Source organism: Kitasatospora gansuensis (assembly GCF_014203705.1).
GTDB classification, from domain to species: Bacteria; Actinomycetota; Actinomycetes; order Streptomycetales; family Streptomycetaceae; genus Kitasatospora; species Kitasatospora gansuensis.
Map to the genome: position 1 here is coordinate 4631052 of NZ_JACHJR010000001.1, position 24201 is coordinate 4655252.

Here is a 24201-nt window from a genome sequence, read left to right on the forward strand (position 1 = left end):
TTTGAGACCATGTCCGGGTGACCATCCCGAAGAGCTACCCCTACGAGGCCCCGCAGAGCCAGTCGCTGTTCGACCGCGCGTCGGTCGTGACCCCCGGCGGCGTCAACTCCCCGGTGCGCGCCTTCCGCGCGGTCGGCGGCACCCCGCGCTTCATGGTGTCAGGCACCGGCCCCTATCTCACCGACGCCGACGGCCGTGAGTACGTCGACCTGGTCTGCTCCTGGGGTCCGATGATCCTGGGCCACGCGCACCCGGCGGTGATCGAGGCGGTGCAGCAGGCGGTCAGCCGCGGCACCTCCTTCGGTACGCCCGGCGAGGGCGAGGTGCTGCTCGGCGAGGAGATCGTCTCCCGGGTCGCACCGGTGGAGCAGGTCCGGCTGGTGTCCAGCGGCACCGAGGCGACCATGTCGGCGATCCGGCTGGCCCGCGGTTTCACCGGCCGGGCGAAGATCATCAAGTTCGCGGGCTGCTACCACGGCCACGTGGACGCCCTGCTGGTGGCGGCCGGCTCCGGCGTCGCCACCTTCGGCCTGCCGGACACCCCCGGGGTGACGGGGGCTCAGGCGGGCGACACCATCGTGCTGCCCTACAACGACCTGGACGCGGTCGAGGCCGCCTTCGCGGCCAACCCGGGCCAGATCGCCTGCGTGATCACCGAGGCGTCCCCCGGCAACATGGGCGTGGTCCCGCCGCTGCCCGGCTTCAACAAGGGGCTCTCGGAGCTCTGCCGCGACAACGGCGCGCTGTTCATCTCGGACGAGGTGATGACCGGCTTCCGCACCTCCAAGTCCGGCTGGTACGGCGTCGAGGCGGCCGTCGAGGGCTGGGCGCCCGACCTGCTGACCTTCGGCAAGGTGATGGGCGGCGGCTTCCCGGCCGCCGCGTTCGGTGGCCGGGCCGACGTGATGGCGTACCTGGCCCCGGCCGGCCCGGTCTACCAGGCGGGCACGCTGTCCGGTAACCCGATCGCCACCGCCGCCGGTCTGGCGCAGCTGCAGCACTGCACCGACGAGGTGTACGAGAAGGTGGACATGGTCGCCGCCGAGATCTCCGCCCTGGTGAGCCTCGAGCTGACCAAGGAGGGGGTGGCGCACCGGCTGCAGAACGCGAGCAACATGTTCTCGGTGTTCTTCACCGACCAGGCCGTCACCAACTACGACGAGGCGAAGCAGCAGGAGTCGTTCCGCTTCACCGCGTTCTTCCAGAGCATGCTGGCCCAGGGCGTCTACCTGCCGCCGTCGGCCTTCGAGTCCTGGTTCGTCTCGGCCGCGCACGACGAGCGCGCGATCGAGTGGATCGCCGCCGCCCTGCCCGCCGCCGCCCGCGCGGCGGCCGAGGCCCGGCCCGCGTAAGTCCCCGCGTCAGTCATCGCGTCAGTCTTCGAGGAGCGAGCACAGTGAGTGCGAAAGAGATCACCGTCGTCCACCTGATGCGGCACGGTGAGGTGCACAACCCGGAGGGCGTGCTCTACGGCCGGCTGCCGGACTACCACCTCTCCGACCTGGGGCGGCAGATGGCGGACCGGGTGGCCGAGCACCTCGCGGACCGGGACGTCACGTACGTGGTGGCCTCCCCGCTGGAGCGGGCGCAGGAGACCGCCGAGCCGATCGGGAAGGCGCACGGCCTGGAGATCGCGGTCGACGACCGGCTGATCGAGGCGGACAACATCTTCCAGGGCAAGACCTTCGGCGTCGGTGACGGTTCGTTGAAGAACCCGGCCTACTGGCGGTACCTCACCAACCCGCTGCGGCCGTCCTGGGGCGAGCCGTACGTCGAGCAGGCGGTCCGGATGATGGGCGCGCTGGCGGCGGCCCGGGACGCGGCGCGCGGGCACGAGGCGGTCTGCGTCAGCCACCAGCTGCCGATCTGGATCGCCCGCAGCTTCGCCGAGCGGCGCCGGCTCTGGCACGACCCGCGCAAGCGGCAGTGCTCGCTGGCCTCGCTGACCAGCTTCACCTACGAGGGCGACCGGATCGTCTCGATCGGCTACCGCGAGCCGGCCAGGGACCTGCTGCCGGCCCACCTGGTGGGCAAGGGGAAGAAGGGCGACGCGCCGGTCGGCAAGAGCTTCGGCGCCTGACCGGGAGCCGCTCGCGACCGCTCCGGACTGACGGCATGTCAACGCCGATTTGTCTGAATTAAGTGGATCGTAAGCATAAGAACCGCAGGTCAAGGGGGGTCCGATGGCTAACGTCGGACCCCCCTAAATCTGCCCAAAGTCTCATGCGAAACTTTTCACATGTCTGGGACGACCCGCCGTTACCTCCGCCCGGCCGCCGCGCTCGCCGCCGCCGCCGCGCTGACCCTCACCGGTTGCACCGCGGACTCCAGCAGTTCCGACGGTCAGACCGGGTTCATCTCGGGCACGGGCGGTCTGGACACGGCTCCGGCCGGCTCCCGGCAGGCCGCGCCCGCGATCTCCGGCACCACGCTGCACGGTGACAAGGCGGCCCTCGCCGACTACCGCGGCAAGGTCGTGGTGCTCAACGTCTGGGGCTCCTGGTGCAACCCGTGCCGGGCCGAGGCGAAGGGGCTGCAGGAGGTCTGGGTGAAGCACCAGGACCAGGGCGTCCAGTTCCTCGGGATCAACACCCGGGACCCCGACGTCAACAACGCCACCCGGTTCGAGGACAGCTTCGGGATCACCTACCCGAGCCTGTTCGACCCGGACGGCACCGAGATCCTCAAGTTCCCCAAGGGCAGCCTCAACCCGCAGTCCATCCCGACCACGATCGTGGTGGACCGTCAGGGCAGGCTGGCTGCCCGCTCGATGCGGCCGATCTCGGCGGAGGACCTGGAGAAGCTGATCCAGCCCGTCCTGGCCGAGCCGAAGTGAGCGCCGCCCTCCTCCTCGCGGCGGGCCAGAACGAGACCGTCGCGAGCGGCGCGATCCTGCTGGCCGTGCCGATCGCGCTGGCGGCCGGGCTGGTCTCGTTCTTCTCGCCCTGCGTGCTCCCGCTGGTGCCCGGGTACCTGAGCTACGTCACCGGGTTCTCCGCCGCCGACCTGGCCGACGCCACGGGCGCCAAGCGGGGCCGGATGCTGCTCGGCTCGGTGCTGTTCATCCTGGGCTTCACCGCCGTCTTCGTCTCCGGCGGCGCGCTGTTCGGCTACTTCGGGCAGACCCTGCAGGCGAACCAACGCACCATCAGCATCGTGATGGGCTCCCTCACCGTCGTGATGGGGCTCGCCTTCATGGGCCTGCTGCCGGGCCTGTCGATGCGTGAGGTGCGTTCGCACCACCGCCCGGTGATCGGCCTGGCCGGGGCCCCGCTGCTCGGCATCGTCTTCGGCGTGGGCTGGACCCCGTGCGTCGGCCCGACCCTGGCGAGCATCCAGGGGCTGGCCTGGAACCAGGCCTCGCCCTGGCGCGGCGCGCTGCTGATGGCCGTGTACTGCATCGGCCTCGGCGTACCGTTCGTGGTGGCCGCGCTGGCCTTCCGCCGGGCGCTCGGCGCCTTCGGCTGGGTCAAGCGGCACTACCAGTGGGTGATGCGGATCGGCGGCGGCATGCTCGTCGTGGTCGGTCTGCTGCTCGTCACCGGTGCCTGGGACTCGATGGTCCGTGAGATGCAGTCCTTCGCCGCCGACTTCTCGATCGGAATCTGACCCGTGAGCACCCAGACAGACCTCGAGACCGAGGCGGAGCGTCTCAGCAGCGCGCCGACCGAGCAGGACGGACCGTCCGGCATCGGCCTGCTCGGCTGGCTGCGCTGGACGTGGCGTCAGCTGACCTCGATGCGGGTCGCGCTGATCCTGCTGTTCCTGCTCTCGCTGGCCGCGATCCCCGGTTCGCTGATCCCGCAGAACAGCCAGAACAGCTTCAAGGTACAGACCTGGAAGGCGGCGCACCCCGGCGTCAGCCCGGTCTACCAGAAGCTCCAGCTGTTCGACGTGTACAGCTCGGTCTGGTTCTCGGCGATCTACATCCTGCTGTTCGTCTCGCTGGCGGGCTGCATCATCCCGCGCACCTGGCAGTTCGTCGGCGTGCTGCGGGCCAAGCCGCCGGCCGCGCCGAAGAACCTGACCCGGATGCCGGTCTACGCGGCCTGGCACACCGGCGCGGGCCACCAGGCGGTGAACGCCGCCGCGTACGCGCAGTTGAAGCGCCGCGGCTTCCGCACCCACCTGTCCGACGGTGCGGTGGCGGCCGAGAAGGGGTACCTGCGCGAGGTCGGCAACCTGGCCTTCCACCTCTCGCTGTTCGCCCTGCTGACCGGCTTCGCCTGGGCCAGCGTGGCCAGCGGCGAGGGCGGCAAGCTGGTGATCGAGAAGCAGGGTTACTCCAACACCGCGACCCAGCTGGACGACTTCAAGGGCTCCCAGTTCTACGGCCTGAACGACCTGGACCCGTTCGGCTTCAAGCTGGACGGCTTCACCGCCAAGTACGCCACCAGCGGCCCGCAGGTGGGCAGCGCCCGGCAGTTCACCGCGCACGTCCGGTACTGGACCGGCAGCGACACCGGGAAGCTGACCAAGGGTGAGATCGAGGTCAACCACCCGCTGGAGATCGGCGGCAGCAAGGTCTTCCTGATCGGCCACGGCTACGCGCCCGTGGTGACCGTGAAGAACGCCAAGGGCGAGAAGGTCTACTCGGGCCCGACCGCCTTCCTGCCGCAGGACGCCAACCTCACCTCGACCGGCGTGCTCAAGGTCAACGACTACGGCGAGAAGGACGGCAAGAAGACCCAACTGGGCTTCAACGGCTACTTCCTGCCGACCGCCCCGGAGAGCTTCGAGAAGACCGGCCCGGTCTCGCTCTTCCCGGACGCGGCCGACCCGATGCTGGTGCTGACCGCGTACGCGGGCGACCTCGGCACCGACTCCGGCCTGCCGCAGAACGTCTACCAGCTGGACACCAAGCACCTCACCCAGCTCACCCAGGACGGCAACCCGGCCCGCGCCCGGCTCAAGCCCGGCCAGGCCTGGACCCTGCCGGACGGCTACGGGACCCTCACCTTCGAGGGCTACCAGCAGTGGGCGAGCTTCACCGTCTCGCACCGGCCGGGCAACTCGGTCGCCCTGATCGGCGCGGTGGCCGCGATCCTCGGCCTGATCGGCTCGCTGTTCGTCCAGCGCCGCCGGGTCTGGGTGCGCGCCACCGCGGGCCCCGACGGCCGCACCCTGGTCGAGGTCGCCGGACTGGCCAGGAGCGAGTCCGCGAAGATCGCCGAGGAGCTGGCCGAGATCGCCGTCGACCTCCAGGACCACGCCCCGGCCATCGACGACGATGACCCACCCTCAGAAACCGCCGCCCCTGCCGCCCCCGCTGTCCCGGACTCCAAGGAGTAGACGGTGAATCTCGCCTCGTCGGTCGACCCAAGCCTGGCCGCCCTGTCCAACAAACTGATCTACTCGGCGATGGCCGTGTACGTCATCGCGATGTTCGCCCACATCTTCGAGTGGACGTTCGGCAGCAAGGGCGCCGTCGCGGTCCGCTCGGTCGAGCAGGCCGGACTCGCCGCCGCCGTCGCGGCCGCCCAGGCCCCCGCCAAGGGCGCCAAGAAGGTCACCGTCACGGTCGCCTCGGCCGACGGCGGCACCACCACGCTGACCCGCACCGCACTCGCCGACGCCGGCGCCACCGTGGTCACCAGCGGCCGTGACACGGTCGTCGACGTGGACGGCCCCGGCGCGGCCGGCACCAGCGAGAAGGGCGACCTGGCGGGCCGGATCGCGATCTCGCTGGCCGGCCTCGGCGTGGTGCTGCACGCCGGCGCGGTGCTCACCCGGGGCCTCTCGGTGGTGCGCTGGCCGTGGGGCAACATGTACGAGTTCTCCTGCGCCTTCGCGCTCGCCATGGTGGTCGCCTACCTCGGCCTGCTGGCCGCCAAGAAGCAGGTCCGCTGGCTCGGCCTGCCGGTGATGGTCGCCGTGGTGCTCACGCTCGGCCTCGCGGTCACCGTGCTCTACACCGAGTCCGAGCAGCTCGTCCCGGCCCTGCACTCGTACTGGCTGGCGATCCACGTCTCCATGGCGATCTTCTGCGGCGGCGCCTTCTACGCGGCCTTCATCGCCACCGCCCTCTACCTGGGCAAGGACTCCTACGACCGCCGGATCGCCGCCGGGAAGACCACAGGACCGCTCGGCACCCCCGCCTCGATCTGGCAGCGGCTGCCCGCCGCCGCCACCTTCGACAAGCTCTCGTACCGGATCAACGCGATCGTCTTCCCGCTCTGGACCTTCACCATCGTGGCCGGGGCGATCTGGGCCGAGGCGGCCTGGGGCAAGTACTGGGAGTGGGACCCGAAGGAGACCTGGTCCTTCATCACCTGGGTCTTCTACGCCTGCTACCTGCACGCCCGGGCGACCGCCGGCTGGAAGGGCCGCAAGGCCGCCTACCTGGCGCTGCTGGCCTTCGCCTGCTTCTTGTTCAACTACTACGGCGTCAACATCTTCGTCACGGGTAAGCACTCGTACGCCGGAGTCTGACGACCCGTCCGTTCCGCCAAATCCGCGAGGAGGGCCGCACCATGCTGGAGTGCGACGAGGTCATGCTGACCGTCCGAATCACCGCTGCGGAGAGAGCGCTGCTCCGCCGGCTCGCCCAGAGCCATCGGAGCGACGTGTCGGAAGTGATGGCGGACGGACTGCTCGACGTCCTGCCGATGCTGCACCGGCAGGCGGACGCCTACCGGCTGCTGGCGGCGCTCGCGCCGCCGGCGCCGTGCGCGCAGACCGTCTGGCTGCCCGCGGCCCTGGCCGACCTGCTCGTGCTGGCCGCCGCCCGGGTGGCCCAGCTGACGGGGGTCCGGCTCGGCTCGGCCAGCGCGATCCTCGGCGCGGCCGTCCGGCTGTGGCTCTGCCAGGACCCCACCCGCCTGGAGGCCAACCTCAGCGTCATGCACGCGGGGCGGAAAACGTTGGCAGCAGCGTAAGTTGCACTATCCAGGGGCTCGGGGAACTGCGAGGAGATCTGGCGCCGGGGTCACTGCGAAAGTGCCTGACCCCGTAAGCACGTCGAACGCTCCTGAGGTCGGCGTCGCCCACGCGGCGGAGCCGCACATCAGCAGAGCCCCGAGCCCCTGGTGGCTGAGCGCAGCGGTTAGGCGGCCTGCTGCCAGCTGACGGGGGAGTAGTAGGCCGGGCGGCGCTCGATGCGCGACCAGGTGGCGATGGGCTCGACGGGGGCCGCGGTGGCGGTGTGGGCCGCGGCTGCACGGGCCATCAGGACGGCGGTCAGGGCGGCGAGTTCCTCGTCCGACAGGGTGCCACGGACGATGCGGAGCAGCGGTTCGGCGTTGGCGGTCATGAGGTCAGTTCTCCCGCGTCTTGAAGTCTGAAGGGTTCCGAGCAGCGCAACGGCGCGTTACATCGGCGGGTTGCCGTGCTTACGGCTCGGCAGGTCGGCGTGCTTGGTGCGGAGCATGGCGAGCGAGGAGGCCAGCACGGCGCGGGTCTCGGCCGGGTCGATGACGTCGTCCACCAGGCCGCGTTCGGCGGCGTAGTAGGGGTGCATCAGCTCGGTCTTGTACTCCTTGATCTTCTGCGCGCGCATCGCCTCGGGGTCCTCGGCGCCGTTGATGTCCCGGCGGAAGATCACGTTGGCGGCACCCTCGGCGCCCATCACGGCGATCTCGTTGGTGGGCCAGGCGAAGGACAGGTCGGCGCCGATCGAGCGCGAGTCCATCACGATGTACGCGCCGCCGTACGCCTTGCGCAGGATCAGCTGGATGCGCGGCACGGTGGCGTTGCAGTAGGCGTACAGCAGTTTGGCGCCGTGCCGGATGATGCCGTCGTGCTCCTGGTCGACGCCGGGCAGGAAGCCGGGGACGTCGAGCATGGTGACGAGCGGGATGTTGAAGGCGTCGCACATCTGGACGAAGCGCGCGGCCTTCTCGGAGGCGTTGATGTCGAGCACGCCGGCCAGCGACTGCGGCTGGTTGGCGATGATGCCGGTGACGTGGCCGTCGATCCGGGCCAGCACGCACAGCACGTTGGTGGCCCAGCGCTCGTGGATCTCCAGGAACTCGCCGTGGTCGACGATCTCCTCGATCACCTTGCGCATGTCGTACGGGCGGTTGCCGTCGGCCGGGACCAGGTCGAGCAGGGAGTCGTTGCGGCGGTCCACCGGGTCGTCGGTCGGCGCGGCCGGCGGCATCTCGCGGTTGTTCTGCGGGAGCAGCGAGAGGAGGTAGCGGACCTCCTCGATGCAGCTCTGCTCGTCGTCGTAGGCGAAGTGCGAGACGCCGGAGACGCCGGAGTGCACGTCGGCGCCGCCGAGGCCGTTCTGGCTGATCTTCTCGCCGGTGACGGCCTGGACCACGTCGGGACCGGTGATGAACATCTGCGAGGTCTCGCGGACCATGAAGATGAAGTCGGTCAGCGCGGGGGAGTACGCGGCGCCACCGGCGCACGGGCCGAGCATCACCGAGATCTGCGGGATGACGCCGGAGGCGCGGGTGTTGCGCTGGAAGATGCCGCCGTAGCCCGCGAGGGCGGTGACGCCCTCCTGGATGCGGGCGCCGGCGCCGTCGTTGAGGGAGACCAGCGGGGCACCGGCCGCGATGGCCATGTCCATGATCTTGTGGATCTTCTGCGCGTGGGCCTCGCCCAGCGCGCCGCCGAAGATCCGGAAGTCGTGGGCGTAGGTGAAGACGGTGCGGCCGTGCACGGTGCCCCAGCCGACGATCACGCCGTCGGTGTGCGGCTTCTTGGCCTCCAGGCCGAAGCCGGTGGCGCGGTGCCGGCGCAGCGGCTCGACCTCGCGGAAGGAGCCTTCGTCCAGCAGCAGGTCGATCCGCTCACGGGCCGTCAGCTTGCCCTTGGCGTGCTGGGCCTCGGTGGCCTTGTCGCTGGGGCCGCGCAGCACCTGGGCGCGGAGTTCGTGCAGTTCGGCCACTCGCCCCCGGGCGTCGGCCGGGGACCCCGGGATCTCGCCACCGGCGGGCGCCTCGTGCAGAACCGTCATCTCGAACCACTCCAAGTCTGAGGGAACTGTCCGGCGGCGGGCCGCTGTGGCGGGCCGGTCGCTGCGAACACTTCTTCACCTACGACAGTACGAGGGATCATGGCCTCGGCTCGGCGTCGATTCCGTACAAGGTCGGGCGCCAGAAGCTGTCAGGGCTGCACAGAAAGCGGCCCGGCCGAAAGGTCGGCCGGGCCGCGATACTGGGTCCCAGGGGTGCCTGCCGCAGGGGGAAACGCGCAGGTCAGGTGGAGTATTCGGGAGCTTCGGAGGGGCGGTCGCACCGGCTACCGAGGGGTATCCCGGCTCGTAGGGATGCGCCAAAGCAGGTCAGCGCTTGTCGGGGTTCCCCTCGTCGCCCTTGTCGCGCAGTTCCTCCTCGCGGCGGCGCAGGTCGGCCTCCCACTGCTTGAGCAGCTCGGCGTCCCGGTCGCGCTGGTCCTTCTTCAGCGAGGCGAGGAACTCGGGGTTGTCGTCCGGTGCCACCTGGCGGCCGGCCGAGCGGCTCGCGCTCCGGGCCGAGGCCAGGCCGTCGCGCCGCTTGCCGATGGCCAGCCAGGCGATCGAGCCGACCAGCGGGAAGAGCAGCACGACGATCACCCAGATCACCTTGGGCATGTGCTTCACCTCCTGCTCCGGAGTGGTCAGGCAGTCGATGAACGCCCAGATCCAGAGGGCGAGCAGGAGCAGTGGCGGCAGAATCCTCAACACGGTGCGATCTCCCCCGGAGTTACGACAGGTGGGGCCCTCTTGGCGTGGCCAGAGTAGTCCGTATCGGATACTGGCCTGCATGGCATACGACGATCTCCGTTCGTTTCTCCGGGCCCTGGAGCGTGAGGGCGACCTCAAGCGGATCAAGACCGAAGTCGATCCGCACCTGGAGATCGGCGAGATCGTCGACCGGGTGCAGAAGGCCAAGGGCCCCGCGCTGCTGTTCGAGAACGTCAAGGGCTGCTCGATGCCGCTGGCGATGAACGTCTTCGGCACCGAGCGCAGGCTCGCCAAGTCGCTCGGCCTGAAGGGCCCGGAGGAGATCTCGGAGAAGATCGCCGGGCTGCTCAAGCCGGAACTGCCGCAGGGTTTCACCGGTTTCCGGGACGCGTTCGGCAAGCTGGCCTCGATGGCGCACGTGCCGCCGAAGAACGTGAAGTCCTCGGACGCGCCGGTCCAGGAGGTGGTGCTGACGGGCGATCAGGTCGACCTCGACCAGCTCCCGGCGCTGTTCACCTGGCCGCTGGACGGCGGCTCGTTCTTCAACCTGGGCCTGACCCACACCAAGGACCCGGACTCCGGCATCCGCAACCTCGGTCTGTACCGCCTGCAGCGGCACGACAAGCGGACCATCGGGATGCACTGGCAGATCCACAAGGACAGCCGCAACCACTACGCGGTGGCCGCCAAGCGCGGCGAGCGGCTGCCGGTCGCGATCGCCTTCGGCTGTCCGCCCGCCGTGACGTACGCGGCCACCGCGCCGCTGCCCGGTGACATCGACGAGTACCTGTTCGCGGGCTTCGTGGCCGGCGAGCGGGTGCGGATGGTGGACTGCAAGACCGTCCCGCTCCAGGTGCCGGCCGACGCCGAGGTGGTGCTGGAGGGGTGGCTGGAGCCCGGGGAGATGCTGCCCGAGGGTCCGTTCGGCGACCACACCGGGTTCTACACGCCGCAGGAGCCGTTCCCGGCGCTGACCATCGACTGCGTGACGATGCGGAAGCGGCCGATCCTGCAGTCGATCGTGGTCGGCCGGCCGCCGACCGAGGACGGGCCGCTGGGGAAGTTCACCGAGCGGTTCTTCCTCCCGCTGCTCAAGATCATCATCCCGGACATCGTGGACTACGACCTCCCCGAGGCGGGCGGCTTCCACAACTGCGTGATCGTCTCGATCGACAAGAAGTACCCCAAGCACGCCCAGAAGACCATGCACGCGATCTGGGGCGCCCACATGATGTCGCTGACCAAGCTGATCATCGTGGTGGACGCCGACTGCGACGTGCACGACTACCAGGAGGTCGCCTGGCGGGCCCTGGGCAACACCGACTACAGCCGCGACCTGACCGTGGTCGAGGGCCCGGTGGACCACCTGGACCACGCCTCCTACCAGCAGTTCTGGGGTGGCAAGGCGGGCATCGACGCCACCCGCAAGCTGCCCGAGGAGGGCTACACCCGGGACGGCGGCTGGCCCGAGATGGTCAGCTCCGACCCGGAGACCGCCGCCCTGGTCACCGCACGCTGGAAGGAGTACGGGCTGTGAGCGCGATCGCCGCCGTCCCGCCGAACAAGGTCCGGGCCTTCCTCAACCTGGTCCTGATCGAGCACTCGATCTTCGCCCTGCCGTTCGCCTACATCGCCGCCTTCACCGCGATGTACCTGACGGACGGTCGGATGCACTGGGGCACGCTGGCCCTGGTCACCGTCTGCATGGTCGGCCTGCGCACCTTCGCGATGGCCGCCAACCGGATCATCGACCGCGAGATCGACGCCCGGAACCCGCGCACCGCCAACCGCGAACTGGTCACCGGCGCCGTCTCGATGCGCACCGCGTACGTCGGCTCGGGCGTCGCGCTGCTGGTCTTCCTCGGCTCCGCGGCACTGCTCAACCCGCTCTGCCTGGTCCTCGCCCCGGTCGCCGTCGTCCCGATGGTGGTCTACCCGTACGGCAAGCGGTTCACCGACTTCCCGCACGCGATCCTCGGCCTGGCCCAGGCGATGGGCCCGATCGGCGCCTGGCTCGCCGTCACCGGCAGCTGGTCCTGGGACGCGGTCGTGCTCGGCCTCGCCGTCGGCATCTGGATCGGCGGCTTCGACCTGATCTTCGCCACCCAGGACGTCACCGCCGACCGCGCCGAGGGCGTCCGCTCCTTCCCCGCCCGCTTCGGCGTCCCCGCCGCCCTGTACGGCGCCCGCGCCTGCCACGCGGTGACGCTGGCCCTGCTCGTCTGGTACGCCCTCCTCTCCGACGCGGGCCCGGCCTTCTGGGTCGGCCTGGCCGTGGTCGCGGCGGCCTTCGTCTACGAGCACACCATCGTCAAGCCGCACGACCTCTCGAAGCTGAACCGCGCCTTCTTCACCACCAACGGCTTCGTCGGCATGTCCCTCTTCGCCTTCGCCCTGCTGGACCTGATCCTGCGGGGGCTCAGCCTCTGAGCCTCAGAGGTCGAGCGGGAGCAGCCGGAACGCGGGGTGCGCGGTGAGGGGCCGGACCAACCGGAAATGCTTGACGTCGAGGGTGAGCAGGCAGGACGTACGGAACTCCCGCGCCAGGACGACGTTCATGGCGTCGGTGAGCCCGATGTCGGGATAGGTCTGCATGACCGCCCGTGCGGCCGGGAGGTGCGCGCCGACCTCGGGCACCTCGAAGCGCGAGCGGAGCACGCCCTGTGAGATGTAGCCGAGGGCGCTGAGCGCCGCCGGGCTGCCGGCTCGCGCGGTCAGCAGGTAGTCCAGCTCGGCCAGCACGAAGGGCGGAACGACCAGGTGGCCGAGCTGACGGAGCGCCAGGCGGCACTGGCCGTGGTGCGGGTCGCGCGGGTTGAAGAACGCCAGCAGGCCGGAGGTGTCGGCGACGGCGACCGCGAGGTCGGGGCGGTCAGTCAAGGCCGAACCCCTGCCGCATCAGGTCATCCTGCTCGTCCACGTCCATCGGTTCGAACTCGATGGTCGGCGGTTCCTGGAAGTACGGGTCCTCGCCCATCGGGTCGGTGCGGAACCCGTAGGAGGGCGGGTCGTCCAGGCCGTACGGCCGCAGTATGGCGACTGGGCGGCCATTCTTGGTGACCGTGACCGTCTCGCCGGCCTCCACCCGGGCGAGGATCTGGGCGGTCTGCTGGTTGAGCTCACGCGCCGGCACTTCGCTGGAGGTAGCCATGGGACCAGCGTACTACTCGTAGTACATCGTCCCCTTGGGCGTCCGGGCTGAACGTCACCGTGTCCTCGGCCGGTCCGGCCCGGTCGGCGGGATGCTGGAGGGGCACAGGTCCCCGTCTGCTCCAGGAGTGGTCCCGATGATCGGCAAGCTGCAGTGCGTGGTGCTCGACTGTCACTACCCCGCCGGGTTGGCGCACTTCTACGCCGCCCTGCTCGGCGGCGAGGTGGACCGCCCCGACCCGCGCTGGTCGCTGGACGAGTACTGGTCGACGGTGCACGCGCCCGGTGGGATGGTGCTCGGCTTCCAGCGGGTGGAGGACTACCGCCCGCCGATGTGGCCGGACCCGGCCCACCCGCAGCAGCTCCACCTGGACCTCGAGGTCGCGGACCTGGACGCGGCCGAGGCCCGGGTGCTGGAGCTGGGCGCGGTCCGCAAGGACGCCGAGACCGGCTGGCGGGTGTACGTGGACCCGGCGGGTCACCCGTTCTGCCTGGTGCAGGAGCAGGCGGGCTGACGGCCTATCATGTCGCCATGGCTGCCGCTGAGTTGATCAGGATCGTGTCCCGCTCCTCGCCGATGGCGCTCGCCCAGGTGGAGCGGGTCCGGGCCGAGCTCGCCGTGCTGCACCCGGGGGTCGTGACCGAGGTGGTGCCGGTGGTCACCTCCGGCGACCGGTGGATGGGCGACCTGGCCAAGCTGGGCGGGAAGGGCGCGTTCACCAAGGAGGTCGACCAGGCGCTGCTGGCCGGCGAGGCCGACCTCGCGGTGCACTGCCTCAAGGACGTGCCCGCCGACCGGCCGCTGCCGGCCGGCACGGTCTTCGCCGGCTACCTGCGGCGCGACGACATCCGCGACGCGGTGATCCACCCCGAGGGCCTGACGCTGGACCAGCTCCCGCCCGGCAGCCGGATCGGCACCTCCTCGGTACGCCGGATCGCCCAGCTCGCCGCCTCGCACCCGCACCTGGTGTGCGTACCGATCCGGGGCAACGCCAACAGCCGGCTGGCGAAGCTGGCGGCCGGCGAGGCCGACGCCCTGCTGCTGGCGGCCTCCGGCCTCGAGCGGATCGGCGAGAGCGACCGGATCAGCGAGATCCTCCCGCTGGACTCCATGTGCCCGCCGATCGGCGCGGGCGTGCTCGCCCTGCAGTGCCGGGAGGACGACCACGCCGCCATCGAGACCGTGGCCGGCCTCGGGCATCACGACACCTGGCGGGAGGCGACGGCCGAGCGGATGTTCCTGCACGTCCTGCAGGGCCACTGCAACAGCCCGATCGCCGGCTACGCGACCGCCGAACCGGACGGCCGGCTCGCCCTGCGCGGCCGGGTCTTCTCCCCGGACGGCAAGCGGATCCTGGACGCCCACGAGTGGGCGGGCGCGCTCAGCCCCGAGGACCTCGGGACCTCGGTCGCCCTCGCCCTCAAGCGGCAGGGCGCGCACGAGCTGATCGCCGCCATCCCGCACTGATCCGCCGTCAGACGGTCGTGGCCTCCGCGCGGGGCCGGATCGGGGCGCTGAGCACCCGCCGGGCCAGGCGCTCGGCCACGGCCGTGACGAAGGTGCGCGGGCGGCGCGGCGAGAGGTGTGCGGTCACGGCGTTGGTGAGGCCCGGCGTGACGTACGCGCGGTCGCGGTCGAGCGCGCGCAGAGCGGCCCGGACGACCGGCTCCGGGGTGGTGAAGGAGCCCGTCACGGCGGCCTCCCGGGTGCCGATCACGTCGAAGAAGCCGGTCTCCACCGGGCCCGGGCAGAGGGTGAGCACCCGGATGCCCCGGCGGCGGTACTCCTGGCGGAGCGCGAGGCCGAAGTTGAGCACGAAGGTCTTGGACGCGCTGTAGACGGCGAAGTAGGGCGAGGGCTGGAAGGCCGCCACCGAGGCGACGTTGACCACCGCGCCGGAGCCGCGGGCCAGCATGCCAGGCAGCAGCTCGTGGGTGAGGTCGACCAGGGCGACCACGTTGACCATCAGCTGGTCGTGGTCGCGCTGCCCGTCGGTCTCCTCGAACCGGCCGCAGGTGCCGAACCCGGCGTTGTTCACCAACAGGTCCACGGTCAGGCCGCGTTCGGCCAGCTCGGCGGCGATCCGCCGGGCGGCGTCGGGCTGCGCGAGGTCCTGGACCACCACCTCGGCCCGGACGCCGTGGGCGGTGCGCAGCCGCTCGGCGAGCGCCGTCAGCCGGTCGGCGGAGCGGGCGGTGAGGATCACGTCGTGCCCGCGGGCGGCGAGCTGGGCGGCGAACTCGGCACCGAGGCCGGAGGAGGCGCCGGTGACCAGGGCGGTGGGGCTCATGGGGTGCTCCTGCGATCGTCCGATATCTGCAACATGAGAGTAGCTGTTATCCGTAGAACTGCAACAGCAATGATGCAGATATCCGTGTGTATCGTTCCCGGGGAGGGTGCACAGGAGGAGGAGCGCATGAGCAGCAGTACGACGGGTCGCCCGCTGCGGGCCGACGCGGAGCGCAGCGTGCGCGCGATCCTGGAGGCCGCCGAGCGGGTGCTGACCGAGAATCCGGCCGCCTCGATGGAGCAGATCGCGGAGGCCTCCGGCCTGGCCAGGACCACGGTGCACCGGCGCTTCGCCAGTCGCCAGGCGCTGATCGAGGCGCTGGCCGCCTCGGCCGCCCGGCAGCTCTTCCAGGCCATCGAGGACGCCTACCCCGAGGACGCCCCGCCGCTGGTCGCCCTGCACCGCGCCACCGCCAACGTCCTTCGGGTGAAGGGCGCCTGGGGCTTCGCGCTCGGCCCGGCCGCCGCCCAGAGCGCGCAGGCCGCCGAGCTGCACGAGCAGATCGACCGCCGCTGCCTCGAACTCCTCGGCCGGGCCCGCGCCGAGGGCGTGTTCGCCCCCGACGCGGACCTGGGATGGATCTGCCGGGTCCTCTACGCCCTGATCGGCGAGAGCCTGCACGGCACCGGCCCGGCGGGCCGGGACGTGGCCGGCCAGGACCCGGAGGCGCTCGCCACCCGGATCGTCGACACCCTGCTGCACGGCCTCGGCGCCTGACGGTCCGGCAGCCGGGGGCCGGGTTCTACGGTGCGGTGCGGGTGATGGTCAGGATGGTGGAGGAGGTACGGGCCACCAGCCGCAGGTCGAAGCCGCTGTCGGCCAGGGTGCCGACCGACTCGTGCGGACCGTCCGGCTTTGCGGCGAGGGCGAGTTGCTCGGCGATCCAGGTCCTCGGTCGCGGGGTCGCGGTGCCGTCGAAGGTGATCTCCGCACACTCGGCCAGGGTGGCCGCGACCTGGGGCGAGACGGAGTTCTCCGCCATGCACTCCACCCGGTGCGGATGCCCGCCGGCGTCGCGGTTCAGCCGTACCCAGAGCGTGAAGCCCTCCGGCAGCACCTTCTTCGCCTCCAGCCGGCCCGGGATGCCCTCCCTCGCCGGGTGCCGCTCGACCGACAGGCCCCACCGGGTGGCGATCCGCCCCATGATCTCGTCGGTCCCGATCCCCGGGAAGGCCGGCGAGCCCCAGGACACCGTGGGGGAGGGTGTGGGCGAGGCCGAAGTGGGTGGTGGCGGCGGTGCGGGAGCCGGTGCTGACGTACAGCCCGTCAGGGCGAGCGCCGCGCACGCCATCAGCCCCCGGAGGCCGAGAGCGGTGCGCCGCCGCGGCCCTGATGTGTGATCAGTCATGGCCGAGACCTTAGCGAGCGTCAGCCGAGCGTGAGGTGGTCGCCGACCCGCAGGTGCCCGGGATGGGTGACGGTCGCCAGGGCGTCCAGGCGGGCGTCGTGGGCCTGGGTGAGGGCCTTGAGGATCTCGGGGGCGTGCGGCAGGCCGGGTTGGGCCGTACCGGACATGACGCACCGTTCGCTGGCCTGGACGAAGGCGAGGGCCAAGCCGCCGGGGGTGGTGGCCGAGTGGCCGAACCAGCCGTCCTCGACGAACGGGGCGGTGCCCGGCGGGGTGCGGAGCAGGATGTTGGGGCGGAACCGGCGTTCGTCCACCACGGTGCCCGGCAGGGCCGCCCGGATCCAGTCCAGGGTGGCGGTGGTGAGCACGCTGACGGGCAGCTGGTCGAAGTGCGAAACCGTGTCCTCGCGGGCGAGTTCGACGTCGTCCCGCTGGAGGTAGGCGCACAGGAAGGCGTTCGGGTCCGCCACGGGGCGGCCCAGCGGGTCGAGCAGTTCGGGGGCGGTCAGCCGGTTGCCGAGCCGGGAGCCGAGGCGGAGCAGGCCGTCCATCCGGCGGAACCGCCGGGTGTTCTTCCCGGAGCCGAGTCTGCCGGTGCTGTCCCGGACCGCGTACAGCCGGTCTCCGGCGAGCCCGCGCTCGTCCACCTCCACGGAGCCGAGTCGCTCGCCCCCGGTCGACTTGACCGGGTAGCGCCACAGCCGCTCGATCACCCCGATGATCTCTGCCATGGCGGGAGCCTAGCGCCGCCGCCGGGGGATGGTCTAGACCAAGAGGGGGCCGCGGCCGGGATGCCCCGGTCGCGGCCCTCCGGTGGTGGAAGGTCGATGCGTCAGCCGACGGAGTTGCCGCAGATGTTGATCGGGATGCTGATCGGGATCTGGATGTTGTTGCCGGAGAGCACGCCGGGCGAGCCCACCACGATCGCGGAGGCGCTGGCCCCGCCGGTGTTCACGCAGGTGGTGCCGCCGCCGGCGAAGTCGGGGGCGTACTGCTCCTCCTGCTGCGCCGGGCCGTGGCCGTCGCAGTCGTCGGCCAGGGCCGGGGCGGCGCAGCTGAGGGTGAGGGCGAGGCCGAGACCGACGGTCGCCGCGAACTTCTTGGTTCGGTTCATGCCGGGAGGAGTATCCCGATCCGGCCCGGGCCAGCCGCTCGGGGCGGTCCGGTCACCCGGTCGACAGATCGGGATCACACCTGACACATGTTCGACTGAGGCAAGTGGACGACCCGGGAGGCGAGACGCCGGAACCAGGGGCTGTCTCTTGGATCGGGCCGGGCGGCCGCCGCCGGGGCACGCGCCCTCCTGCCCGGCATCGGGCAGGAGGGGCCCTTCGCCGGCTTCTCGTCGGTCGCCGATGCGCTGCATCAGGCTCCCTCCTCGGCACCGCCGAGCCACGCACCCCAACGCCGCCCGCTGATCCGGCCCGATCCAAGAGACAGCCCCTACCCCAGCCGGGCGACGGCCCGGACCGGGGCGCCGTCGGCGGCGGTGAGCCGGAGCGGGAAGAAGGAGACCGTGACCGCGAGACCGGCGGCCGAGGCGTCGAGCAGCGGCGTCAGGTCGGTCAGGTTCTCGCACAGGACGGCGCCGCCCGGGCTGCCGAGCAGCGCCCGGTGGGCGGCCAGGGTGGGTACGTCCGGGGCGGGGTCGTGCTCGTCGGTCAGGTCGGCGAGCAGCGCGGCCACCGCCGGGTCGGCCGGGCCCGGATCGGGGGTCGGGTCGATGCTCAGCGCGTCCACGCCCACGCTGCGCACCCCGGCGGCGGCGATCGCCTCGGCGGCGCCTGGGGTGAGCCAGGGGTGCGCGTAGTAGTGGTCGGTGGCCCAGTACCGGTGCCACCCAGTGGCCAGCAGCAGGACGGCGCCGGGCGTCACGGCGGCCAGCGCGGGGGCGAGCTGACCGGCCGTCACCCCGGTGCGCGGGGCCAGCCCGCGCAGGTCGGCGAGCACGGCTCGGCCGGTGAACAGGCCCAGCGGCAGCCCGTCCAGGGTCGGCCAGGTCACGTCCACGTGGTACGGCGCGTCCACGTGTGTGCCGGACTGCGAACCCAGGTGCAGCGAAAGCACGTTGACCCCGTCGGCGGCCGTGGTGAGCGCGGGTCGCAGCGACACGGCCGGGTCGCCCGGGTACACCGGCATCCCGGTGGTGACCGGGTGGGTGAGGTCGATCAGCGTCGGCGGCATGACGCCCATCTTGCCCGCCACAGCGGCGAACTGTAGGTTCCCTGGCACCGCCGGGCGTGCTGGGCCCGGCTCCTCCTCACCCTCCCGGTCGGCAGCCCGGCTTGTCCGCTGCCTTTAGGACGCGAGGGAGTTCGGGTGAAGACCGAAGTCACGACGTTGCGGGTCTCCTGCACGGCAGCACGGAGCGGGGAAGGCCCCGTGACCTGGGGTCAGCACGCCATCTGGAATGCGCTGCAGAAGCTGAGACCGGGTGACCACGCGTACAACGTGCCGCTCGACGGACCGGTCCCGGGCGGTATGCCGCTGGAGGTGATCGAGCGGGCGTTCAGCGGGCTGCTGTACGTCCACGACGCCCTGCGCACCCGGGTGGTGGCCGGGCCGGACGGCGAGCTGCGCCAGCAGCTGGACGGGGACGGCTCCGCACCACTGCACCTGCGCCACGGCACGCCGGAGCAGGCGGCCGGGATCGGGGCCGCGCTGCGGGACGAGCTCTGGGGGCGGGCCTTCGACTACGCCGGGGAGTGGCCGGTGCGGTTCGGCGCGGTGGTCGCCGAGGGGCTGGTCCACCACGTGGTGGTGATCTTCTCCCACACGGCGGCCGACGCCTGGGGCCTGCCGCGGCTCCAGGGCGATCTGCAGGCGCTGAGCCTCGGGGCGGACCCGGCCGAGGTCCGGGCCGGGGCCGAGGAGGCCGGGGTGCTCCAGCCGCTGGAGCAGGCGGCCGAGCAGACCTCCCCCCGAGGACGGCGGCTGGACGCGGCGGCCCGGCGGCAGTGGCGCTCGGCGGCGGCCGGCGCCCGCGCCCCGCAGGTCACCCCGGCCGCCGCCGTGCCCGGGGCACCCCGTTACCGCCGGGCCCACCTGCTCTCGCCCGCGCTGCCGGGCGCACTCGCCCGGGTCTGCGAGACCCACCGGGCCGGCTCGGCGACCGTCCTGCTCGCGGCCACCGCCGAGACCATGGCCGACTGGGCCGGCACCGGCCGGTGCGGACTCCAGCTGATGGTCAACAACCGCTTCCACAGCGGCCTCGGCCAGGCCAGCGGACCACTCGCGATGGAGGGCTACCTCGCGGTCCGCACCGAGGACGCCGCCGACTTCGGGGAGCTGCTGGCCCGGACCAGGAGCGCCTCGCTGGCCACCTACCGCAGCGCCTACTACGACAAGCGCGCCCTGGAGGCCGACCTCGCCCCGTACGCCGAGGACGCGGGCGTCGTCTTCGAACGGTCCTGCTGGTACAACGACCAGCGGGTGGCCACCCTCGAACCGGCCGCGGCCGACTGGTCCCCCGTTACCGCCGGGGAGTCGACCCTCAGCTGGGAGCCCGCGACCGACCACGGCGGCACCGTCAGCTACGTCCTGCACATGGCCGACAAGCCGGACGGGATCGAGATCGCGATGACCGCCGACACCCACCTGTTCACCCCGGCCGAGATGGAGCGGCTGCTGCGCGCCATCGAGGCGACCGTGCTCACCCAGGCGGGCTGACGCCCTTTACCGGGACGGGACACCCTTTCCGGTACGGTGCCGCGAGCGTGATCCGGATGATCAAGGGGGCGATCGTGTCACGGCGGCGTTGGGTACGAGGGCTGCTCGGGGTGGTGGCGGCGACGGTGACGGTCGAGCTGATCGGCTGGCTGAACCGGCAGGACGGCGGGTTCGTGCTGCTGCGCGGACTGCACCAGCCGGGGCTCGTGTTCCCGGTGGTCCTGCTGGCGCTGCTGTCAGCTGTGCTGCTCGGGTGCGAGGACACCTGGATCAAGGTGGGCACGTCGCTCGTGGCGGCCCTGCTGCTGTTCGTCTCGATGCCGTTCTACCTGATGGACGGCTTCGAGGACCCCGAGCGGACCAAGACCTTGGCCGCCCCCGACGGCAGCGGCCGCCGCCTGGTGGTCGAGGAAGGGGCAGCGATGATTGACCCGCTCTGGTGGGTCTCGGTGGAGTCCGGCAGCGGGGTGACCGCCCGGCGCTGGAAGGTCGGTTACTTCAACGGGGACGACTACGTGAACGGTCTGAACGAGGTGGCCTGGGACGGCCCGGACCGGGTCCGGCTGGTCACCGGTGACAGCCGGGTCCACCTGATCGACGTGGGCGCCGACGGCCGTCCGGACCGGACGCTGTCGCTCGGTCGGTAACCGCTCGGCCGGACTATCGTGCCCGGTATGAGCAGTGATCAGCAGCAGACGCCACGTCAGCCCTGGGTGGTCGGAGTCTCCGGGGCGTCCGGGACGCCGTACGCCGCCTCGGTGATCCGCGCGCTGCTGGCGGCCGGGGAGACGGTCGATCTGGTGGTCAGCCGGGCGGCCCGGCTGACCATCCTGGACGAGACCGGGATCTCGTTCCGGGACGCGCACTGGCGGGCCGATCTGGCCGAGTGGCTGGGGACCGAGGAGCTGGACGGTGTCCGGTACTGGGCGGCCGGGGACTTCGCGGCGGGGCCGTCCAGCGGCTCGTACCCGGCGAAGGGGATGCTGGTGGTGCCGGCCACCACCGGGGCGGTGGCCGGGATCGCGCTGGGGCTGAGCAAGGACCTGCTCCAGCGGGCGGCCAGCGTCACCCTGAAGGAGCGTCGGCCGCTGGTGCTCTGCCTGCGCGAGACACCCCTCAACGGGGTGACGTTGAAGCACTTGGTGGAGCTGGACGCGCAGGGCGCGGTGGTGCTGCCGGCCGCGCCGGGCTTCTACGCCGGGGGCTCCACGGCCCGGGAACTGGTGGACTTCGTGGCCGGCCGGGTGCTCGACGCGGTGGGTGTGACACACACGCTGTACCGGCGCTGGGCAGGCGAGTTGGGCGACGGGGGGAAGGTCGCGTAAGCGGAGCGGCCCGGGGAAGGTATGTTCATTGCGATATCCGGGTCGATCCAGGTGTGACACCTTCGAATCCGGATAATGATCTGTGGGTCTGGAGAGGTTCGGAAGGACGCGGGCGGATACATGGACACGGTGGACAGACAGCTCATCCAGGCGCTCCGGGAGAACGGCCGCGCGTCCTACGCCGAACTGGGCCGCCTGGTCGGCCTGTCGGGCCCGAGCGTGACGGACCGGATCAACCGGCTGGAGCAGGCCGGGGTGATCACCGGCTACCGCGCCACCGTCAACCCGGCCTCGCTGGGCTTCGGGGTCACCGCCCTGATCGGCCTTCAGCTCACCGACGCCGCCGACCACGAGGACGTGGCGCACCGGCTGAAGGACCTCGGCGAGGTCGAGGACTGCTGGTTCATCGCGGGCGACGACTCGTACATGCTCAAGGTCCGGGTCTCCGACGTGGAGGGCCTGGAGTCGGTGGTCAAGCGGCTGTCCGGCACCAAGGGCGTGGCCCGGACCAGGACCACCGTCGTTCTCTCCACCAAGTGGGAGAACCGGGTCAGTGAACTGCCTTTGGAACCAGGGGAGTAGCGGACGATGGCACTGATCGGCCTGGAGGAGCTGCGCGCGGCGCAGCAGCGGATCGCGGGAGTGGCGGTCAGGACCCCGCTGATGCCCTGCCCGTGGGCGGCGCAGGGGGACCGGGCGCTCTGGCTCAAGCCGGAGGGCCTGCAGCCGACCGGCGCGTTCAAGATCCGCGGGGCGTACAACCGGCTCGCCGCGCTCACCGAGGCCGAGCGGGCCCGTGGGGTCGTCGCGCAGTCCAGCGGCAACCACGCCCAGGCCGTCGCGTACGCCGCCCAGCTGCTCGGCATCAAGGCCGTCATCGTGATGCCGGACGTCTCACCCACCGTCAAGGTCGAGAACACCCGCGCCTTCGGCGCCGAGGTGATCCTGGTCGGGGCCGGCGAGCGGGACACCCTGCCCGCCGAACTGGCCGAGCGGCACGGCTACGTCTGGGTGCCGCCGTACGACGACCCGTACATCATCGCGGGCCAGGGCACGGTCGGCCTGGAGATCGCCGAGGACGCCCCCGACGAGCTGGACACCGTGCTGGTGCCGGTCAGCGGCGGCGGCCTGATCAGCGGCACCGCCGCGGCGCTCAAGCTGGCCTGCCCGGGCGTCCGGGTGATCGGCGTCGAGCCCGAGCTGGCCGCCGACGCCCAGGCCAGCTTCCGGGCCGGCGAGCGGCTGAGCTGGCCCACCAAGGACACCTACCGGACCATCGCCGACGGGCTGCGCACGCCCAGCGTCGGGGTGCTCCCGTTCGACCACATCCAGGCGTACGTGGACGACATCGTCACCGTCTCCGAGCAGGAGATCAGGGACACCGTGGCGCTGCTGGCCCGGCGCGGCCGGCTGGTCGCCGAGCCCTCGGGCGCGGTCGCCCCGGCGGCGTACTTCCACCGCGCGGCCGAGCTGGAGGGGCGGGTGTTCGGCGCCGTCGTGAGCGGTGGGAACATCGATCCGAGCCTGCTCGCGGAGCTGCTCTCCGTGTAGGCGTAGGCTCGGCGAAGGTCAATTTCGACGGTACGAGGAGGCAGGTCACCGCATGGACGCAGGGCTGAAGCGTGAGCTGGAGGCGAAGGTCTACGCGGGCGAGCGGCTGACCCGCGAGGACGGGATCGCGCTCTACGAGAGCGACGACCTGGCCTGGCTCGGCGGTCTGGCGCACCACGTGCGGACCGAGAAGAACGGCGACGTGGTCCACTTCAACGTCAACCGTCACCTCAACATGACCAACGTCTGCGCCGCCTCCTGCGCGTACTGCTCGTTCCAGCGCAAGCCGGGCGAGAAGGACGCGTACACCATGCGGATCGAGGAGGCCGTCCGGCTGGCGAAGGCGATGGAGGTCGACTCGCTGACCGAGCTGCACATTGTCAACGGTCTGCACCCGACCCTGCCGTGGCGCTACTACCCGCGCAGCCTGCGGGAGTTGAAGGCCGCGCTGCCGAACGTCTCGCTGAAGGCGTTCACCGCCACCGAGATCCACTGGTTCGAGCGGATCAGCGGTCTGACGGCCAGCGAGATCCTGGACGAGCTGATCGACGCCGGTCTGGAGTCGCTCACCGGCGGCGGCGCGGAGATCTTCGACTGGGAGGTCCGCCAGCACATCGTCGACCACGAGACCCACTGGGAGGACTGGTCGCGCATTCACCGCCTGGCGCACGAGAAGGGTCTGAAGACCCCCTCGACCATGCTCTACGGGCACATCGAGGAGCCCCGGCACCGGGTCGACCACGTGCTCCGGCTGCGCGAGCTGCAGGACGAGACCGGCGGCTTCCAGGTCTTCATCCCGCTGCGCTACCAGCACGACTTCCACGACTCCAAGGACGGCGTGGTCCGCAATAAGCTGATGGCCCGCACCGAGATGGCCACCGGCGCCGAGGCGCTGAAGACCTTCGCGGTCTCCCGGCTGCTGTTCGACAACGTCCCGCACGTCAAGGTGTTCTGGGTGATGCACGGCGTCACCACCGCGCAGCTGGCGCTCAGTCACGGTGCGGACGACATGGACGGTTCGGTGGTCGAGTACAAGATCACCCACGACGCGGACAACTTCGGCACCCCGAACAAGCTGGGCCGCGACGACCTGCTCGACCTGATCCGGGACGCCGGCTTCCGCCCGGTCGAGCGGAACACCCGGTACGAGATCATCCGCGAGTACGAGGGCCCGGACCTCGGCCGCCGGGAGATCCCGCAGGCCATGCGCCTCTGACTGCTCCGTCACACTGCCCTCCGAGCCCGAAC

General features: G+C 71.3%; 28 protein-coding genes. 18 read left to right on the forward strand and 10 right to left on the reverse strand.

What is annotated here, in order from left to right; genetic code table 11:
* The first annotated feature begins 17 nt into the window (after window positions 1-17).
* The 7 genes from hemL to F4556_RS20650 all read left to right on the forward strand — a co-directional run bounded on the left by hemL (window position 18) and on the right by F4556_RS20650 (window position 6878).
* Complete coding sequence (gene hemL / locus F4556_RS20620) at window positions 18-1352, forward strand: glutamate-1-semialdehyde 2,1-aminomutase (protein ID WP_184918325.1); 1335 nt, start codon at window positions 18-20, stop codon at window positions 1350-1352.
* Window positions 1353-1429: 77 nt separating this feature from the next.
* A complete protein-coding gene (locus F4556_RS20625; RefSeq protein WP_184924889.1) occupies window positions 1430-2080 on the forward strand; it encodes a histidine phosphatase family protein in 651 nt (216 codons plus the stop codon).
* A 159-nt stretch (window positions 2081-2239) separates the two neighbouring features.
* Complete coding sequence (locus F4556_RS20630; RefSeq protein ID WP_184918327.1) at window positions 2240-2836, forward strand: TlpA family protein disulfide reductase; 597 nt, start codon at window positions 2240-2242, stop codon at window positions 2834-2836.
* Window positions 2833-3609, forward strand: a complete 777-nt coding sequence (locus tag F4556_RS20635) for a cytochrome c biogenesis CcdA family protein (RefSeq protein ID WP_184918329.1) — start codon at window positions 2833-2835, stop codon at window positions 3607-3609. Before F4556_RS20630 ends, F4556_RS20635 begins: the two co-directional genes overlap by 4 nt.
* Before the next feature lie 3 nt (window positions 3610-3612).
* Window positions 3613-5292, forward strand: coding sequence for a cytochrome c biogenesis protein ResB (resB, locus tag F4556_RS20640; protein ID WP_313068409.1), 1680 nt, complete (start codon window positions 3613-3615; stop codon window positions 5290-5292).
* Between the two features lie 3 nt (window positions 5293-5295).
* Entirely contained in the window at window positions 5296-6432 is a 1137-nt protein-coding gene (ccsB, locus tag F4556_RS20645; RefSeq protein WP_184918331.1) for a c-type cytochrome biogenesis protein CcsB, read from the forward strand.
* Window positions 6433-6473: 41 nt separating this feature from the next.
* Window positions 6474-6878, forward strand: a complete 405-nt coding sequence (locus F4556_RS20650; protein ID WP_184918333.1) for a hypothetical protein — start codon at window positions 6474-6476, stop codon at window positions 6876-6878.
* Between the two features lie 167 nt (window positions 6879-7045).
* On the opposite strand, the gene F4556_RS20655 is transcribed toward F4556_RS20650, so the two are convergent.
* From F4556_RS20655 to F4556_RS20665, 3 genes are all read right to left on the reverse strand, one after another.
* A complete protein-coding gene (locus tag F4556_RS20655; protein WP_184918334.1) occupies window positions 7046-7252 on the reverse strand; it encodes an acyl-CoA carboxylase subunit epsilon in 207 nt (68 codons plus the stop codon).
* A 57-nt stretch (window positions 7253-7309) separates the two neighbouring features.
* Complete coding sequence (locus F4556_RS20660) at window positions 7310-8911, reverse strand: acyl-CoA carboxylase subunit beta (RefSeq protein ID WP_184918336.1); 1602 nt, start codon at window positions 8909-8911, stop codon at window positions 7310-7312.
* 327 nt (window positions 8912-9238) lie between these two features.
* A complete protein-coding gene (locus F4556_RS20665) occupies window positions 9239-9619 on the reverse strand; it encodes a PLD nuclease N-terminal domain-containing protein (RefSeq protein ID WP_184918338.1) in 381 nt (126 codons plus the stop codon).
* A 79-nt stretch (window positions 9620-9698) separates the two neighbouring features.
* Between F4556_RS20665 and F4556_RS20670 the strand changes: the two genes are divergently transcribed.
* Both F4556_RS20670 and mqnP read left to right on the forward strand, forming a co-directional pair.
* Window positions 9699-11156, forward strand: coding sequence for a menaquinone biosynthesis decarboxylase (locus tag F4556_RS20670; protein ID WP_184918340.1), 1458 nt, complete (start codon window positions 9699-9701; stop codon window positions 11154-11156).
* On the forward strand, window positions 11153-12049 hold the full coding sequence (gene mqnP, locus F4556_RS20675) for a menaquinone biosynthesis prenyltransferase MqnP (protein ID WP_184918342.1): 897 nt from the start codon (window positions 11153-11155) through the stop codon (window positions 12047-12049). Before F4556_RS20670 ends, mqnP begins: the two co-directional genes overlap by 4 nt.
* A gap of 3 nt (window positions 12050-12052) precedes the next feature.
* Here the strand turns inward: mqnP and F4556_RS20680 are convergent, their stop codons facing one another.
* Together F4556_RS20680 and F4556_RS20685 are read right to left on the reverse strand one after the other, a co-directional pair.
* On the reverse strand, window positions 12053-12499 hold the full coding sequence (locus F4556_RS20680) for a PIN domain-containing protein (protein WP_184918344.1): 447 nt from the start codon (window positions 12497-12499) through the stop codon (window positions 12053-12055).
* Window positions 12492-12770, reverse strand: a complete 279-nt coding sequence (locus F4556_RS20685) for a type II toxin-antitoxin system Phd/YefM family antitoxin (protein WP_184918346.1) — start codon at window positions 12768-12770, stop codon at window positions 12492-12494. Before F4556_RS20685 ends, F4556_RS20680 begins: the two co-directional genes overlap by 8 nt.
* Before the next feature lie 136 nt (window positions 12771-12906).
* Here F4556_RS20685 and F4556_RS20690 point away from each other — a divergent pair, with 136 nt between their 5' ends.
* Window positions 12907-13284: a VOC family protein gene (locus tag F4556_RS20690; protein WP_184918348.1), complete on the forward strand. Its 378-nt coding sequence runs from the start codon at window positions 12907-12909 to the stop codon at window positions 13282-13284.
* Between the two features lie 17 nt (window positions 13285-13301).
* Window positions 13302-14237 (forward strand): hydroxymethylbilane synthase, encoded by a 936-nt coding sequence (gene hemC / locus F4556_RS20695; protein ID WP_184918350.1) that lies wholly within the window; start codon window positions 13302-13304, stop codon window positions 14235-14237.
* Window positions 14238-14244: 7 nt separating this feature from the next.
* Here the strand turns inward: hemC and F4556_RS20700 are convergent, their stop codons facing one another.
* Window positions 14245-15060 carry an SDR family NAD(P)-dependent oxidoreductase gene (locus F4556_RS20700; RefSeq protein WP_184918352.1) on the reverse strand — a complete coding sequence of 272 codons (816 nt, stop codon included), beginning with the start codon at window positions 15058-15060 and terminating at the stop codon, window positions 14245-14247.
* Between the two features lie 126 nt (window positions 15061-15186).
* Between F4556_RS20700 and F4556_RS20705 the strand changes: the two genes are divergently transcribed.
* Complete coding sequence (locus F4556_RS20705) at window positions 15187-15777, forward strand: TetR/AcrR family transcriptional regulator (RefSeq protein WP_184918354.1); 591 nt, start codon at window positions 15187-15189, stop codon at window positions 15775-15777.
* 25 nt (window positions 15778-15802) lie between these two features.
* Here the strand turns inward: F4556_RS20705 and F4556_RS20710 are convergent, their stop codons facing one another.
* The 4 genes from F4556_RS20710 to F4556_RS20725 all read right to left on the reverse strand — a co-directional run bounded on the left by F4556_RS20710 (window position 15803) and on the right by F4556_RS20725 (window position 18613).
* The gene (locus tag F4556_RS20710) at window positions 15803-16252 is read right to left on the reverse strand and encodes a hypothetical protein (protein ID WP_184918356.1); all 450 of its coding nucleotides are present in this window, start codon (window positions 16250-16252) and stop codon (window positions 15803-15805) included.
* Between the two features lie 176 nt (window positions 16253-16428).
* On the reverse strand, window positions 16429-17139 hold the full coding sequence (locus F4556_RS20715; RefSeq protein WP_184918358.1) for an MOSC domain-containing protein: 711 nt from the start codon (window positions 17137-17139) through the stop codon (window positions 16429-16431).
* A 101-nt stretch (window positions 17140-17240) separates the two neighbouring features.
* On the reverse strand, window positions 17241-17522 hold the full coding sequence (locus F4556_RS20720) for a chaplin (protein WP_184918360.1): 282 nt from the start codon (window positions 17520-17522) through the stop codon (window positions 17241-17243).
* 329 nt (window positions 17523-17851) lie between these two features.
* Window positions 17852-18613, reverse strand: a complete 762-nt coding sequence (locus tag F4556_RS20725) for a cyclase family protein (RefSeq protein ID WP_313068412.1) — start codon at window positions 18611-18613, stop codon at window positions 17852-17854.
* A gap of 177 nt (window positions 18614-18790) precedes the next feature.
* Here F4556_RS20725 and F4556_RS20730 point away from each other — a divergent pair, with 177 nt between their 5' ends.
* The 6 genes from F4556_RS20730 (at window position 18791) to mqnE (ending at window position 24169) form a co-directional block, all read left to right on the forward strand.
* On the forward strand, window positions 18791-20077 hold the full coding sequence (locus tag F4556_RS20730; RefSeq protein ID WP_184918362.1) for a condensation domain-containing protein: 1287 nt from the start codon (window positions 18791-18793) through the stop codon (window positions 20075-20077).
* A 74-nt stretch (window positions 20078-20151) separates the two neighbouring features.
* On the forward strand, window positions 20152-20724 hold the full coding sequence (locus F4556_RS20735; protein WP_184918364.1) for a hypothetical protein: 573 nt from the start codon (window positions 20152-20154) through the stop codon (window positions 20722-20724).
* 27 nt (window positions 20725-20751) lie between these two features.
* Window positions 20752-21402, forward strand: a complete 651-nt coding sequence (locus tag F4556_RS20740) for a UbiX family flavin prenyltransferase (protein ID WP_184918366.1) — start codon at window positions 20752-20754, stop codon at window positions 21400-21402.
* 120 nt (window positions 21403-21522) lie between these two features.
* Entirely contained in the window at window positions 21523-21984 is a 462-nt protein-coding gene (locus tag F4556_RS20745; protein ID WP_057231532.1) for an Lrp/AsnC family transcriptional regulator, read from the forward strand.
* Between the two features lie 6 nt (window positions 21985-21990).
* Complete coding sequence (locus tag F4556_RS20750) at window positions 21991-22953, forward strand: threonine ammonia-lyase (protein ID WP_184918368.1); 963 nt, start codon at window positions 21991-21993, stop codon at window positions 22951-22953.
* Between the two features lie 52 nt (window positions 22954-23005).
* Entirely contained in the window at window positions 23006-24169 is a 1164-nt protein-coding gene (mqnE, locus tag F4556_RS20755; RefSeq protein ID WP_184918370.1) for an aminofutalosine synthase MqnE, read from the forward strand.
* Window positions 24170-24201 lie beyond the last annotated feature (32 nt).